This window comes from Cytophagales bacterium (assembly GCA_019456305.1).
Classification (GTDB): Bacteria; Bacteroidota; Bacteroidia; order Cytophagales; family VRUD01; genus VRUD01.
Map to the genome: position 1 here is coordinate 1 of VRUD01000093.1, position 15,664 is coordinate 15,664.

The window sequence follows — 15,664 nt, forward strand, 5'->3', positions numbered from 1 at the left end:
GGAATCGGAGAAACGGAGAGAAAGAAAACGAAGCAATTCACCGATTCACCCATTCACCCATTCACCGATTCGGTAAGAGGGCGATGTCCAGTGGACATCGAGCCAGCATTGCGGGATGGCGGGGGAGATTTAGGGGGGGCTTGGGATTTAGGGGCAGTTGCTCATGCGGTTGAGGCCGGCCCGATGCTTATAAATAACGGTATAAAATGTATTGATATGAAAACAGAAGGCTGGAAAACCCAAAATTCGATCAATACACAGGCAGCAAGACTGGATTTTACCGATATGAGAGGCCCCAAAATAGCGGTAGGTTTGGATAAAAAAGGCAACCTCCTGGTATTGATGATAAACGGCAGGATCCGTGAATCGGTAGGCGCTACTCATCACGATATGGCAGATATAATGCTGCGCTATGGTATTGAAAAAGCCATGGGTTTTGACCCCGGAGGCAGCGCTACATTGATCGTTGATGGTAAAACCTTAAATATCTCTCCTTACAACCATCAGTATGAAAAAGATATTTATTCGCTTCCTCCGGAGCCCAGGCCTGTGGCTAATGCGGTGATGGGGTGGATGGGATAGTACATAGTAGCAGTATGCAGTATGCAGTGGCAGTTGACAATGACTATAACTATGACAAATGACCTAATAACTAAGTAACGCAGGCAGGCATAAGGGAAAGCAAAAGTGGGTTGCAATTATGAGATGATAAAACTAACTAACTAAAACCAGTAACCAACAAACTAAAACTATTAACTAATAAACCAACAACTAAATTTATCTGGCAATAAAGATAAAATCGCTTCCCGGCTCATTATTACCAAACTCTCCGGCTCTGGGTTGTGGGTTTACTTTTTCAATATAGCTCAAAATTTCGTTGATCGTTAATATCCCGTCATTACCTCCATAGCTGCGAAGCGCTTCTAAAAATTTACGGGCAAATGGTGAATGATGACCCGGACGCCCGTCAGGAACATATTCTTTGCCGCCTGAAGTTAAATACCTTCGTGTTTTGTATTTGAGCTTGCGTTTTATGAATTCAGTCTTGGTAATATCACCGTAACCGTCTCCACCCCTGTTTGAAGCAGCGATAATCGGGTCAAAAGTACCGCCAAAACAAACATCCATCACCAGCAAAATATGTTCACACGGAATATTATTAATGATAGTGCGCAAATTGGAATGAGAAATGTAAGAGGTGTTGGTCGGGTCATTTTCGCGTGAATTTTTAGCTACTACATACCCTTCTTTAAATACATCATCAAAATGACCATGTCCGCCAAAGAAGATCAACAATACATCATTAGGTTCATAGCTTTTTTTTGCGTATTGCTTCAGCTTGGCAATTATTTGATCCATACCAGGATTTTCTACCAATTCGGTCTGAAATTCGTAGTATTTAGATAATTCATCAGCAATGGTGCGGGCATCATTAATTGGATTTGTAAGATCAGGCCATTGATCATATTTATCTATAGCAAATAATAATGTATGGCTCAGCCCTTCATTAGAAACCAACTCTGTTACAGAAGCTTTTGCTCCAAATTCCTCCCTAATAATGGCAAATATCTTTTTATTCACCTTGTCATGTACATCGGTAGCTACTACAGTAATGGTATTTTCTCCATCATCTAACTTTACATTCTTCTCAAAAGTTCTGTTTGCAGCAATTGTTACCTGCTCACCATTTACCATGATCTTTTTAATCTCATTTTTGCCTGTGATCTTTCCCGCAACCGGAATTTCATCTTTATAGGTAGTGGCTTTACCATTTTTTATTATCGGGTACGTAATGAGGATCTCAGGGGGAGCGCGGTGGACTGAAATATTTGCCCCCCATGTAGCGGGGTGCTCCGTATTAATTTTATATGAAGAGGTAACTCTTGCATTGGTTATCATAGTACTTGCCGGTATAGTTGCTTCAGTACCCTTCATCAGCAAAAATAGAAAACTAATACCTCCAGTCAATCCACAACCGCAACCTGACAGCCACCATGCTGTATTTTTCCGGTCTTGTCCTTCTGTGAAGTAGTCGCCCACTAAACCGATAATTTGGTTATCAACCGCGGTTGTACTGACCACGGTTATTTTAATTGAGCCGGGTTTACCGGTAGCTTTGGCTTTAGTTTTAATAACCGATAATTCCACACGAGTGCCGGCAGCAATTAATTGATTGCCCTCAAAATCTGCAATATCCTGGTTTATAATAGCAATAACGTTATTGCTACCCTTACTTGAAACAGTGTTTTCAATTTTTATTGGTATATAAGTACCTGACATCAAAACACTTGTTTCCTGAGCCAATGAATTTAGAAAATAAATTGGTATGGCAATCGAAGTAAAAAATATCTTTAAAAGTTTCATTAGAATTGGTATTTAAGGGAAATATTTAAATGCAAAATTAAGCAATAAAGGGTTTAAAATAGATTAAAATGTTATAAATTGTTTCATTTGATATATAATTTTGTACCTTTGTATAATTAGATAATCAAGTAAATGAAATTTAATATTTAAAATTTCTATAATGGAATCAACTTTGGATATAATTTTAATGCTTGTGGTACTGGCGGTTATGGATACGCTTAATGCAATAAGCCCCTATTTAGGATTTGCAATATTGGTAGTAACTTTGGCTTATGGAATAATTAAAATTTATAAAATGACTTTAGACATAAGAATAACAAAAAGACAGCTAAAAGAAAGTATTGGAAAGAATAAAAAAAAGTAAATAAATAAACGGTAGACAAGAAAGTAGGCAGTAGCAGTAGCAGGAGGCAGTTTTGTTACTATTCCTGCCACTGCTATCCTGCCGCTTGCCCTAAAAGGCATCGAAGAAGCTGCTGACTGGTACAACTCCAAACAAAAAGGTCTCGGTAAAAAGTTTATTACTGCCAAGATAGACAAAAGTAACAAATAACCGGCATCCACACCAATCTTAACTTATTTTCCTAATTTTACAAAAATTTTGACAGCTCCAATAGAATTCAGTTGTAATTCAGTTGTAATTCGGTTGTAAGTTACCAACAAATTACCATTGAATTACTACGCTCATAATGGATAAATCACCAAATCACCAAATCACTAAATCGCCAAATAAAAACGTGCGGGTACGTTTCGCACCAAGTCCTACAGGCCCCTTGCATATTGGAGGGCTAAGGACTGCTCTTTACAATTATCTTTTCGCAAAAAAGATGGGTGGAAAGATGATCCTTAGAATTGAGGATACAGACCAATCACGCTATGTTGAAGGCGCTGAAGAATATATCCATGAAGCATTGGAATGGTGCGGTATTAGACTGGACGAGGGACCAAAACAGGGAGGAAAATTTGCCCCTTACAGACAATCAGAACGAAAGTCAATGTACATGGAGTATGCTCAAAATCTGGTGGATAACGGGTTTGCTTACTATGCTTTTGATACACCTGAAGAATTAGAGGCCATGCGGCAGCGTCTCCATGCAGCTAAAGTCGCCTCACCCCAGTATAATACCATAACACGTAACACCATGAAAAACTCTATCACTTTGCCTGAAGATGAAGTGAAAACGCGTATTGCGAACCAGCCCTATGTAATTCGCCTGAAAGTACCCAGAAAAGAGGAAATACGTTTCAATGACCTTGTGAGAGGCTGGGTGCTGGTGCATTCTTCTGCCATTGATGATAAAGTGTTAATGAAATCAGACGGTATGCCTACATACCACCTTGCCAATGTAGTGGATGACCATCTCATGAAGATCACCCACGTGATCAGGGGAGAAGAATGGCTCCCTTCAACGCCCCTGCACGTTTTATTGTACAAATATTTAGGCTGGGAAAACACCATGCCGGAATTTGTCCATTTACCTCTTCTATTGAGGCCAGACGGGAATGGCAAGCTTAGCAAACGGGATGCGGAAAAATATGGATTTCCTATTTATCCAATAGAATGGAAATCTCCAAAAAATTCCAAACCCGAGAAAGGTTTTAGAGAAAGTGGTTACCTACCGGAAGCAGTAATTAATTTTCTAGCCTTTCTTGGCTGGAATCCAGGTACACAGCAAGAACTGTTCACTTTAAAGGAATTAATAAAGGCTTTTTCCATTGAACGAATTGGAAAATCCGGAGCTAAATTTGACATAGAAAAAGCCAAGTGGTACAACCAGCAATATTTACGTTCAAATCCTGATAAGGAGCTTGCGCAATATCTCTTAGAGGCAATAAATTCGCAAAGCCCCGCCAAAGGCGGGGCTAAACCCATTGAGTGTACCCCAACAAAAGCAGCAACAATTGTCAGTATTATGAAAGAAAGAGTTACCTTCCCGAATGATTTCTGGAAAGAAGCGGAATATTTTTTTATTGCGCCATCTTCTTATGATCAACAGATAGCAAATAAAAAATGGCCATCAAAAATTGTAGATGTAATTGCAGATTATAAAGAAGCATTGGCTTCTATTGACAACTTTAATGCTGAAACCGCAAAGCGTACCTTAACAGAAATTATAGAAAAACATAAATCCAAAACTTGTTCCGACCCCGAGTATTCGGGGGAGGAATCTAATCCCAAATCCCAAATTAAAATGGGTTTGGTTATGCAGGCACTGAGATTTGTGATCACTGGCAAAGATGCCGGGCCTGACCTTATGTCTATAATTCAGGTGATTGGCAATAAAGAAACGATCAGCAGGATTGATTATGCACTTAAAGTAAGGGAATGAGGGAATGAGGGAATAAGGGAATAAGGGAATAAGGGAATAAGGAAATAAGGGAATATGGAAATGCAGTTGGCAGTTGGCAGTTGGCAAGGACAATATGACAATAGACAATGACAATGACTATGACAAGGGGTGGTTATCATCGGATGACTCTCCAGGTTGTGCGTTTGGGTCATCCGATGAATTTGCTGGCAATAAGGCAATAAGAAAAAAAGGAAATAGGGAAATACGAACTAATTCGTAGGAACCAGGGAAATAAGGGATGCGTTAATTTGATAATTTGTTAATAAATTTTTCTTATTAAACGATTTTAATTAACTTTGCGTCTATAAACGAATAAACACATCATGGCTAAAAAAGGAAACAGAGTCCAGGTAATTTTAGAGTGCACTGAGCATAAGAAGAGTGGCTTACCCGGCACTTCGAGGTATATTACTACTAAAAACAAAGCTAATACTACCGAAAGACTGGAATTAAAAAAATATAATCCTGTTTTAAAAAAATATACGATTCATAAAGAAATTAAGTAGCTAATACTATGGCAGAAAAGGAACAAAAAGCAGGTACAGAATCCTCCGGACAAGATAAACCCGCTGAGGAAACCGACCAAAACCAGCAAGATCAGGGTCAACAACAAAAGGAGCAAGAAGAGGGTAAGCAACACATCCCTACCCCCTCTTCCTCCGAAGGTGGATCTGAACCTGACATACAGGAGGAACGTAAAGAGGGAGATAGTAATACTGAAAATAAAGAGAAGCAACCAACAGAATCCGACCAGCCGGAGCAAGCTAAACAAGCAGAGAAAAAGCAGGAGCCAGCTCAGGAAAAAGGCAAGCAAAAACAAGAAGGTGAAGAGCAACCAAAAGAAGAGATCGTTAAAGCTAAAGGCAAAGGTATAAAGGTTAAAACTGTTAGCAGAGCCATGGCAAAGGTTATCAAGACTATTCGGTCACCTAAAACAGGTGCTTATACTTTTAAAGAAGAGATAATTCCTGCAGATGAAGTAAAGAATTATTTAGCTGTTAAGTCTCCGGAATAATCTTCCGATAAAAAACTACCACAAAGACACTAAATTTTTTATCCCGACTTGTCGGGATAAAAAAAGCCCTTCGGGGAAATCTACTGTGAACTTACTAACATTACGTGCGAAGTCTTGGAAAAAATTTAGTTATTGGTTTATTAGTTAATAGTTTTAGTTAGTTGGTTACTGGTTTTGGTTAGTTAGTTTTTTATAATTGCAACCCACCACTAATCAGGTTTTGAACCAGGATATTATTGTTTGCAAAATCAAAAACTAAAAAACCATAAAACCAAAACTAATAACCACCCAACCATAACAAACAAACCAATAAACTAAGAACTAAAATCACTTAAATTTCAAAAAAAATCATCAAAAAGTCGTTAACATGTTATCAAAGTATGCTTTTTAAGAGCCTATGTGTCGAAGCAGCATACTTCGCCAAAGTAGCCTTTGGCTACGTAGGCTGAACTTCGGTGCGCAGGCACAAAATATTTTAGACGCGAATTGTACGAATTTCACTAATTATATTTAGTTATTATTTTTTTCGCGAAATTAGCGAAATTAGCGTCAAAATTTTCTTAGTGTTTCTTGGTGACTTTGTGTCTTTGTGGCAGTTTTTTGTTTTAGCATGAAATTCCTACGTTTTTTTTCCAAACAAAAAAAAGAGTCTTTAGATAAAAGCCTCAAAAAAACAAAACAAAGTATTTTCTCAAAGCTCAGTAAAGCGGTATTAGGAAAATCAAAGGTTGATGATGAGGTACTGGATAATTTAGAAGAAATTTTGATCACTTCGGATGTTGGGGTAGAAACTACCTTAAAAATAATAAAAAAGATTGAAAACAAAATTGCAAGAAATAAATACCTTGACACAGACGAGTTAAACAATATTATCAGGGAAGAGGTGGCTGCTTTATTAGCGGAGAATAAGGATTTAGAAGATTTTTCAATCCCAAAATTGAATACGCCTTATGTAATTATGGTTGTTGGCGTTAACGGTACTGGAAAAACTACCACCATTGGAAAGTTAGCTGCGCAGTTTCATAAAAAAGGAAAAAAAGTGATCATTGGCGCTGCAGATACATTCAGAGCAGCCGCAGTTGATCAAATAAAGCTATGGGGTGAAAGGGCAGGAGTGCCCGTAATCTCACGTGATATGAATACAAATCCTGCCTCTGTTGGCTTTGATGCGGTAAAGGAAGGAGTGGAAACCGGTGCAGATCTTGTCATTATTGACACTGCGGGACGTTTACATACTAAAGCTAATTTAATGGATGAATTGTCAAAGATGAAAAGAGTTATACAAAAATTTATTCCTGAAGCCCCTCACGAAGTGTTATTGGTATTGGATGGAAGTACAGGTCAAAATGCTTTAATTCAGGCACAGGAATTCACCAAAGTCACAGAAGTCACAGCGCTGGCAATTACTAAATTAGATGGTACAGCAAAGGGAGGGGTAGTAATTGGCATTTCAGACCAGTTGAAAATACCGGTAAAATATATTGGTATAGGAGAGCAATTAGATGATCTACAGGTTTTTAATAAATATGAGTTTGTAGATTCTCTTTTTAAGGGGGGTACGAACTAATTCCTACGAATTACGAATTCACGAATTACAAATTCGTAATTCGTGAATTCGTAATTCGCAGGAATAAAGATATGCACATTACTAAAATAGATTATAAGGATACCGGCTATTTCCCTCAAATTTTTATTGACTATATCAAAGGAAACAAAAAACTGGCTCCTTTTTACGATAATAAACCCAATATCAATGGCTTTAAAGATCAGATAAAGGTCAAAAATTTTCCTGCCGAAAACAGGCAACTCCTTTTTGAAGTTTTAAATGAACAATATGCTACCATCAGTAAGCCTCAAATTGTAACAAAAAACTTAAAAGCGCTTCTAAATCCAAACACATTCACTGTAACTACAGGCCACCAACTAAATATTTGTTGCGGCCCTTTATATTTTATTTATAAGCTGATCACGGTAATAAACATTACACAAATCCTCAACGAAGTATATCCCGATCATCATTTTGTGCCAATATACTGGATGGCTTCTGAAGACCACGATTTTGAAGAAATAAATCATTTCCATCTTTTTGGTGAAACATATCGCTGGACCTCTGACCAAAAAGGAGCAACTGGCAGATTCAAAACCAATTCGCTGAGCAAAGTTATAAATCAAATTCCGGAAAAATTACCGCTTTTTGAAAGCGCTTACAAAGACGAAGTAACTTTGTCAGCAGCTACAAGGTATTTTGTCAACGAGCTTTTTGGAGAATATGGATTGATTATCATTGATGGTGATGACAAGCGGCTTAAATCGCAATTGAAGGATGTCATTATTGATGAACTACAAAATAATAGCACTGAAAAACTTATTATTGAAACATCTAACAAGTTAAGCAGCGCTGGTTATAAGCACCAGGTGAATCCCCGCGAGATCAATTTTTTTTATTTGGATGATAATTTGAGGGAAAGGATCGTTTCTGTAGCGCAACATTCAAGCCGCAATAAAGATGATTATAAAGTATTAAATACAAATATTTCATTTACAAAAGACCAAATTTTACAATTGCTTAACGACAGTCCTGAAAAATTCAGCCCAAATGTTGTAACGAGGCCCTTGTACCAGGAATTAATATTACCAAACCTGGCTTATGTGGGAGGACCTGCTGAAATAGCCTATTGGCTGCAGCTAAAGTCAACGTTTAAATATCACCATATTCCCTTCCCTATCCTGATTCCAAGAAATTCGGCTCTATGGATCAATAAACATTTTACAAAAAAAATCAATAAATTAAACATCCGGGTAAAAGATCTGTTCTTAGATATTTCAGCTATAAAAGATCAATTTATGGCTAACAATTCAACCTCAGGCCTGCATCCTGATAAGGCAGTCGGTACCGGTGCAGGTGATGAATTAAAACCGTCCCGGGAACAAGAAAGGATTATTGCTGTATTGGAGGATATGAAAGCAAAAGCTAAAAATGTTGACAGTTCATTAGAAGGATTTGTAGGAGCTGAAATGCAGAAAATACTAAAGATCACTGAAAATATTGAGAAAAAAATTAAAAAGGCAGAAGAAAATAAATACCAGACTCAATTAAACCAGATAGAAAACATAAAAAGTAAACTTTACCCTGAAGGGGTTTTACAGGAAAGAAAAGATAATTTTTTAAACTTCTATATCAACAATCCTGATTTTTTAAAAATATTGGCCCGCCATTTTGATCCTTTTGATTTTCGGTTTATGATTTTTTGTAGTACGGATTGTTAATCCGTACACACCGCTAGTACTTAGTTGCATAAGTAATAGTAATTATGACACTCAATTATACTTCTCAATTGTTTGCTTTCATTCGGCTGTAATTCAGTTGTTAATTCAGTTGTTAATTCAGTTGTAATTCAGTCGTAATTCAGTTGTAATTCAGTTGTAATTCAGTTGTAATTCAGTTGTCAATAGTTTTTTACTTTTTTTTACTTTTTACTTTTTACTTTCTACTTTTTACTTGATCAATTGTATTACCATTGTATTACCATCAAATTACTATTGAATTACTACTAACTTGGTAAGTTGATTCTAAAAAAGAGTCCCGACTTGTAAAGACGTTGCATGCAACGTCTCTACAAGTCGGGACTCTTTGATTTTTTAAGGCAATTTGGTATTACCTGTTAAGAAAAATTCTTCTTATTATTACCTTGTCAGCGCTATGGATCTTAACAATATAAGTACCATTTGCCAGAGCTGATAAGTCAATAGTATAATTAGCATTCAACTGACTTCTGATACCATTAACTTTCGCAACTGACTCACCCAATAAATTGTAAACCATGATATTGGTTGCTTTTATGTTGACTAACTCAACATTCAAGGTTCCGTTTGTTGGGTTTGGATAAACTTCGACAGACCCAAGAGCCAGCTCTCCTGGAGAAATACCTGTTGCTGCTAATGTCACACTATCACAGAACGTATTCATGTTTCCACAGATATTCGTAACGGTTAAACAAACATAATATGTACTATCCGTTGAATAGGTATATGCTGCTGGATTTTGAACACTATCTGTGCCTGCTCCATCCCCAAAATCCCAAGCCCAACTCACTGCTCCTGATGACGTATTTGTAAAAGTCGCAGTCAGGATATTAGTTGTGAATGAAAAACCAGCAGTAGGAACAGAACAAATGACTGCCACACTACCACATAACGTATCCATGTTTCCACAGCTATTCGTAACGATTAAACAAACATAATATGTACTATCCGTTGAATAGGTATATGTTGTGTCTTTAGCAGTGGATGTGCCTGCTCCATCCCCAAAATCCCAAGCCCAACTCACTGCTCCTGATGACGTATCTGTAAAAGTCGCAGCCAGGTCAGAAGTTGTGAATGAAAAACCAGCAGCAGGAACAGAACAAATGACCGTCACACTACTATCACAAATAGTGTTTGTACCACAGCTATCCATAATGGTTAAACATACAATATAAGTGCTGTCCGCTACATAGGTATGCATTGGATTCTGAGTACTATCTACAGGACTGGCATCTCCAAAATCCCAAGCCCAGCTTAAGTTACCACCTGTTGTAGATGAGCCATCGGTAAAAGAAACATTCCAATCAGAAGTGATGAATGTAAAATCTGCAAAACAATTTTCAACTGTAACTAATTCCAGGGCAGTACATCCAATAGAATCCACAACAGTAACAGAATAAGTTCCTCCTGCAAGACTATCAATTATTAATGTTGTGTCTCCTGGATTCCCTGTATTCCACGTTATAGTATAGGGTGGAGTACCCCCACCACTTAAAACTACCGTAGCTGTACCATTCCCTCCTGGTGTTGTTGAAAATGGTGATGATGTAGTAGTCAGTGTAGGAGCGCCAGGATCGTTAATAATCACAATTGTTGAAAGGGTAGCTAAAACATCTTTTACAAAAACGTAATAAATGCCTGACGCCAGGCTACCGAAAAAGGAGGTATCCTGATAAGTAACTCCACTATCTATACTATATTGATAAGGGATATTATAATATGCAAAATCAGCATGAACAACCCCACTTCCTCCGCTGACACCAATGTTTATGCTTCCATCAGCATTTCCACAAGTTCCACTATTGATCACAAGAGTGTCAAGCGTTAAAACAAAAGCGCCAGAATCCCATGCAGGTAAGGAATCTGTACTAAATGAATAGTACGTCATGAAGTTAATAGCAACTGGATCACCATCCAGAGTTGGAAGTGAAACACCAGGATCTGAGTCTACCTGCCAAACAATATGAACCCGCTTGTCTGTCCCTATCATTTTATTGGTCATAGGGTAAACATCTTCCTCAAATCCTGTGCCGCTGGTGCCGTCATCAGCATTGCCTAATAATGGATGACCTGCTATGTTAATTGGCTTGCTCCAGGCATTACCGCCATCTTGCGAATAAACCAAATACAGGTCTCTGAATGTTTGACCCGTATTATCCCCGGTATTTGAGGTCCACTCAACCATACCTGCATATACAATGTATGGATTGCCGGTTTGATCAACAGAGATCTGCGACATAGACGTAACCCCCAGGAAATAGGTAGGAAAATCATTGCCTATTCCGCTGTATGGGTCACCATCGGGCGGGCAAGGCAAAGGCGAACAGGTCCAATCTGGTAAGTCAACCAACCCGGCTACAATAAGAGGAGCGCTCATGTTTTCATTCCAGTAATAGAGCCCATCGTCTAAGAGTGAAAAAAATCCTGCATAAATTCCAAAAGTATCAACAGCAATTGCGAGTTGCCCAACGGATGCATGAACCAAACCATTGTTATCAACGGTAACTGCGTGTGCATCATCAAAAGTCCACACAATCCATTCGCCAGGCCCATTGAATAGTTTACCGGTGGTATCTAAAGGAGCAATTTCAGTTCGGGTCCAAGTACCGCTATCTCCGTTAGCAGTAGATTTCCACATTAACCAGTCTTCTCCAAAACCACCTGCTGTGAAAGCAACCGTACCATTCCTGGCGTCAATAGCATAAGAATCAGCGCCCACTCCAGCAATTACGGTTGTATCGTCCATACCCGGAACAAGCAAATTCGTAATATCCCACGTCATTCCACCGTCAGAAGACCGGTAGTAAACTGCAGGACTCCCTACTCCACCTGGAGTCATCATACCCTGACTTGAACATATTATATGAATATAATTCCCATCCGCAACAGCCCTTGGCCACACATCACCGCCATAAGGATAAGTGAAAGGCAAAAGAGTTGTTGGTCCCCAAACACCCGAACCTTGTGTGGGACGCCTCGTTATTTTTTGAGGAGTATGATTAATTACGATCTCATCCATAGAATCTGACCAAACAATGTTAGGCCATCCAACATATTCTGAAGCACAGCCATGAGGAATCCCGCACTCGCCATTAATACCATACGTCCATGAAGTTCCATCAAAATAGTTATAGCCAATTCCCCTGTCAGCGGCGTCTGGTTGAGGGGATACACCTGAATGGTTTTGGATCCATACGGTAGCCATGGTACCGTCAGGATTTCTCACGAGTCCGTTACGTACTGCGGAGTTTGTCTGGAGGTCATAATAAGTATAGCCGACTTGAACACCCCAAGCGGCTTGTCCTCTTGAAATGCTTGTAATTGCTATAATAGCAATTCCGAATAATAATAATTTTTTAAGTTTCATAACTTAGTTGGTTTTAGTGAGCGTTTGAACTAATAATTTCTTTTAAGGGCACAAAGTAAAACATTTTAAATTTATAATGCAAGAAAAAAGTTATTTTTTTTTAAAAAAAGTTTTAATTAGCAGCGTATTTCTAATTTTTTGAAGCTAATGATTTTTTTCTACAAACATATCAATATATAAATTATCTTTTTGTCGTCATCCCGACACTTATACCTTTGCCTCTTCCAAATGACAATGCGCAATATCCAGTCAACAGTCGGCAGTCAACAGTCGGCAGTCCACAGTCGGCAGTCCACAGTCGCCAATGTTGCTGACTGCCGACTGCCGATTGCCGACTGTTTAAATCTTCAATTCAATATCCCACACATAAAAAACTATCATTCAGCAGTGATTCTTTATTATATTCCAGCGATTTATGTCCTTGCAAGACTCTTCCACCGGAACTATGCACAAGAGCTTGTCCGGCTGCTGTATCCCATTCCATTGTAGGCCCATGTCTGTAATATATATCAGCTTTTCCTTCTGCGATCATGCAAAATTTTATTGAGCTTCCTACAGATATAGTATCTTTTATAGAAAACATTTTTAAGAACTCTTTTCCTTCGGTAGTGGTATGAGACCTGCTTATAACTGCGATAAGATCATCTTTTTTCCCGGAGACAAAAATTGGCTGTTCTGGTTCCCCGCCTTTACGCTTAACAGCGCCCTCACCGATTTGCCCATAATAAATAGTATCAAAAGCCGGTACATAGATTACTCCTAGAACCGATATATTTTTGTGTATCAAAGCAATATTTACGGTAAATTCTCCATTTCGCTTGATAAATTCTTTGGTGCCGTCTAATGGGTCAACCAACCAATAATATTCCCACTTTTTTCGTTTGTTATAAGGGATATCTTTCCCTTCCTCAGATAATATTGGAATTTCCTTAGAGATCAGACGCAATTCTTTGGATATAATTTTATGAGATTCCCTGTCTGCAAAGGTCAGTGGTGAATTATCCGCTTTAAAATCAACTACAGACGAAAAACTTTTAGAATTATATATCTCATTTATTCTGGAACCTGCCTTTTTAGCTATGTTACCTATTTCCTGAATGTCTATAATGTTAATCATCTTTTTAAACACAGATTTGAATTACTAATTAATGTTGCAAAACTAAATTGTTGCTACACTACGTTTCTTGTACACCCCATTTTACTCGTATCCATATCCTTTCATAAATATAATAAATTATTATTTTGATCAAAAACTCAGCAGCGCCTATTTCAGCAGCTATTAAAAATTCACCGGTAATTATATAAGCTATGGCTGTTGTGGTTAGAGTAGCTATTCCCCTCCAGATAAATCCTTTTGTAATAGATCTGATATGTGTTTGTTTCATTAGAATAATTCGTAAAGCGCATAGCCCTGGGTACTCGGGGGTGAATGCTATGTACTTTGTGCTTTTTTTTTGCCGGCAAATTTATACAAATTTTAGAGATTCATCTTGTTAGATAATATTTATTTTCTAAAATTATATTAATTTTGCTGCACAAAAATGCCACAAAGACACAAAGTTATGAAAAATGGTTGATGGGAGACGGAAAATGGGAAAAAAGAGAAAGATGAATCAAGGTCTAATTTTCATTTTCCATTTTTCCTAGTGTCTCAGTGGCAAAAAAAATGCAGAATATTCACCCCATATTTGATCATATCCTGGATAGGGATCATAAGGAACATTTTCTTAAACAACGATCATTGGTTATTTGGATGGTGGGATTGTCCGGCTCTGGTAAAAGCGCAATAGCTCATGCCCTGGAGCAATCATTACAAAAGGCTGGCTTTCTGACACAAATTTTAGACGGAGATAATTTAAGAACGGGCATTAATAATGACCTCGGCTTCACTGATGAAGAAAGGTTAGAAAATATCAGGAGGTCTGCCGAAGTGTCAAAATTATTTATGAATTGCGGGGTAATCACGATCTGCTCATTTATCAGCCCAACAGTGGAATTAAGGGCTACGGCAAAAACAATTATTGGTGAAGATGGTTTTTATGAAATATATATTAATTGCCCTCTTGAAGTTTGTGAGAAACGCGATGTAAAAGGACTGTATAAGAAAGCCAGGAGCGGGGACATTAAGAATTTTACAGGCATTGTTGCCCCTTTTCAACCGCCTGTTAATCCTTTTTTAGAGCTTTGCACTGATATGGATGACGTTGAAACTTGTAAAGATAGGTTGTTAAACGCGATAATGCCTTTGATAAAACTTAATTAAAAATGTATTCATATAAACTTACTCATTTAAAGCAGTTGGAATCAGAAGCAATCTTTATTATGCGTGAGGTTGCTGCGCAATTTGAAAAACCGGTATTATTGTTCTCAGGGGGTAAAGATTCTATCGTTATGCTGCGCCTTGCACAAAAAGCATTTTGGCCAGCTAAAATTCCTTTCCCCGTTTTGCATATTGATACAGGACATAATTTCGCTGAGACCATTGAGTTTAGAGACAAATTAGTTGAAAAAACAGGTGTTAAATTAATTGTTCGCACAGTCCAGGAGTCAATTGATAAAGGGAGGGTTGCTGAAGAAAAGGGAGCTAATGCGAGCAGAAATATATTACAAACCGTTACACTTTTAGACGCCATTGAAGAATTACAGTTTGATGCTGCTTTTGGTGGAGGACGAAGAGATGAGGAAAAAGCTCGTGCCAAGGAACGTTTTTTTTCTCACCGTGATGAATTCGGGCAATGGGATCCCAAAAATCAAAGGCCTGAACTATGGAATCTTTTTAATGGAAGAAAACATCAGGGAGAACATTTTAGAATATTTCCATTGAGTAACTGGACCGAAATGGACGTGTGGCAATATATTTCGTTAGGAAAACTTGAAATACCCAATATTTATTTTACTCATAAAAGAGAGGTGGTAAATAGAAATGGCGTACTACTCGCAAAATCTCAATTTATTACCCTTTTAAATGGCGAATCTTATAAAAAACAGCAGGTCAGATGCAGAACCGTAGGGGATATGACCTGTACAGGTTTGATAGAATCTTCAGCTTCTAACCTCAGGGAAATTATTGCTGAAGTAGCAGCTAGCCGGATAACAGAAAGAGGCGGAAGAACAGATGATAAACGATCTGAAGCCGCTATGGAAGACCGCAAGAAGATGGGGTATTTCTGATTGATTAAAAAATTTTGGTTCTGTTTTATAATATTGTGGAATATCTGATAATTACGATAAATAAGTGTGCAATAACATGCATTATCTATACAT

13 protein-coding genes are annotated in these 15,664 nt (G+C 38.0%); 9 read left to right on the top strand and 4 right to left on the bottom strand.

The genetic code is table 11. From position 1 onward, the window contains the following. The coding region (locus FVQ77_15455; GenBank protein ID MBW8051701.1) for a phosphodiester glycosidase family protein at positions 1-582 on the top strand (582 nt) is incomplete at its 5' end. A gap of 195 nt (positions 583-777) precedes the next feature. On the opposite strand, the gene FVQ77_15460 is transcribed toward FVQ77_15455, so the two are convergent. Further along, complete coding sequence (locus FVQ77_15460; protein ID MBW8051702.1) at positions 778-2,364, bottom strand: caspase family protein; 1,587 nt, start codon at positions 2,362-2,364, stop codon at positions 778-780. Positions 2,365-2,524: 160 nt separating this feature from the next. Here FVQ77_15460 and FVQ77_15465 point away from each other — a divergent pair, with 160 nt between their 5' ends. The 6 genes from FVQ77_15465 (at position 2,525) to bshC (ending at position 8,997) form a co-directional block, all read left to right on the top strand. Beyond that, complete coding sequence (locus tag FVQ77_15465) at positions 2,525-2,728, top strand: hypothetical protein (GenBank protein ID MBW8051703.1); 204 nt, start codon at positions 2,525-2,527, stop codon at positions 2,726-2,728. A 325-nt stretch (positions 2,729-3,053) separates the two neighbouring features. Further along, positions 3,054-4,694 carry a glutamate--tRNA ligase gene (locus FVQ77_15470; protein ID MBW8051704.1) on the top strand — a complete coding sequence of 547 codons (1,641 nt, stop codon included), beginning with the start codon at positions 3,054-3,056 and terminating at the stop codon, positions 4,692-4,694. 344 nt (positions 4,695-5,038) lie between these two features. Beyond that, the gene (gene rpmG / locus FVQ77_15475) at positions 5,039-5,221 is read left to right on the top strand and encodes a 50S ribosomal protein L33 (protein MBW8051705.1); all 183 of its coding nucleotides are present in this window, start codon (positions 5,039-5,041) and stop codon (positions 5,219-5,221) included. 392 nt (positions 5,222-5,613) lie between these two features. Continuing rightward, complete coding sequence (locus FVQ77_15480) at positions 5,614-5,730, top strand: DUF4295 domain-containing protein (protein ID MBW8051706.1); 117 nt, start codon at positions 5,614-5,616, stop codon at positions 5,728-5,730. A gap of 610 nt (positions 5,731-6,340) precedes the next feature. After that, a complete protein-coding gene (ftsY, locus tag FVQ77_15485) occupies positions 6,341-7,297 on the top strand; it encodes a signal recognition particle-docking protein FtsY (GenBank protein ID MBW8051707.1) in 957 nt (318 codons plus the stop codon). A 71-nt stretch (positions 7,298-7,368) separates the two neighbouring features. Beyond that, on the top strand, positions 7,369-8,997 hold the full coding sequence (gene bshC / locus FVQ77_15490) for a bacillithiol biosynthesis cysteine-adding enzyme BshC (protein ID MBW8051708.1): 1,629 nt from the start codon (positions 7,369-7,371) through the stop codon (positions 8,995-8,997). A gap of 388 nt (positions 8,998-9,385) precedes the next feature. Here the strand turns inward: bshC and FVQ77_15495 are convergent, their stop codons facing one another. The 3 genes from FVQ77_15495 to FVQ77_15505 all read right to left on the bottom strand — a co-directional run bounded on the left by FVQ77_15495 (position 9,386) and on the right by FVQ77_15505 (position 13,785). Then, positions 9,386-12,400: a PKD domain-containing protein gene (locus FVQ77_15495; protein MBW8051709.1), complete on the bottom strand. Its 3,015-nt coding sequence runs from the start codon at positions 12,398-12,400 to the stop codon at positions 9,386-9,388. Positions 12,401-12,752: 352 nt separating this feature from the next. Continuing rightward, positions 12,753-13,517 carry a 3'(2'),5'-bisphosphate nucleotidase CysQ gene (cysQ, locus tag FVQ77_15500; protein ID MBW8051710.1) on the bottom strand — a complete coding sequence of 255 codons (765 nt, stop codon included), beginning with the start codon at positions 13,515-13,517 and terminating at the stop codon, positions 12,753-12,755. Between the two features lie 58 nt (positions 13,518-13,575). Further along, the gene (locus tag FVQ77_15505) at positions 13,576-13,785 is read right to left on the bottom strand and encodes a DUF2061 domain-containing protein (protein ID MBW8051711.1); all 210 of its coding nucleotides are present in this window, start codon (positions 13,783-13,785) and stop codon (positions 13,576-13,578) included. 281 nt (positions 13,786-14,066) lie between these two features. Between FVQ77_15505 and cysC the strand changes: the two genes are divergently transcribed. After that, entirely contained in the window at positions 14,067-14,663 is a 597-nt protein-coding gene (gene cysC, locus FVQ77_15510) for an adenylyl-sulfate kinase (protein MBW8051712.1), read from the top strand. Positions 14,664-14,665: 2 nt separating this feature from the next. Then, positions 14,666-15,571: a sulfate adenylyltransferase subunit CysD gene (cysD, locus tag FVQ77_15515; protein MBW8051713.1), complete on the top strand. Its 906-nt coding sequence runs from the start codon at positions 14,666-14,668 to the stop codon at positions 15,569-15,571. Positions 15,572-15,664 lie beyond the last annotated feature (93 nt).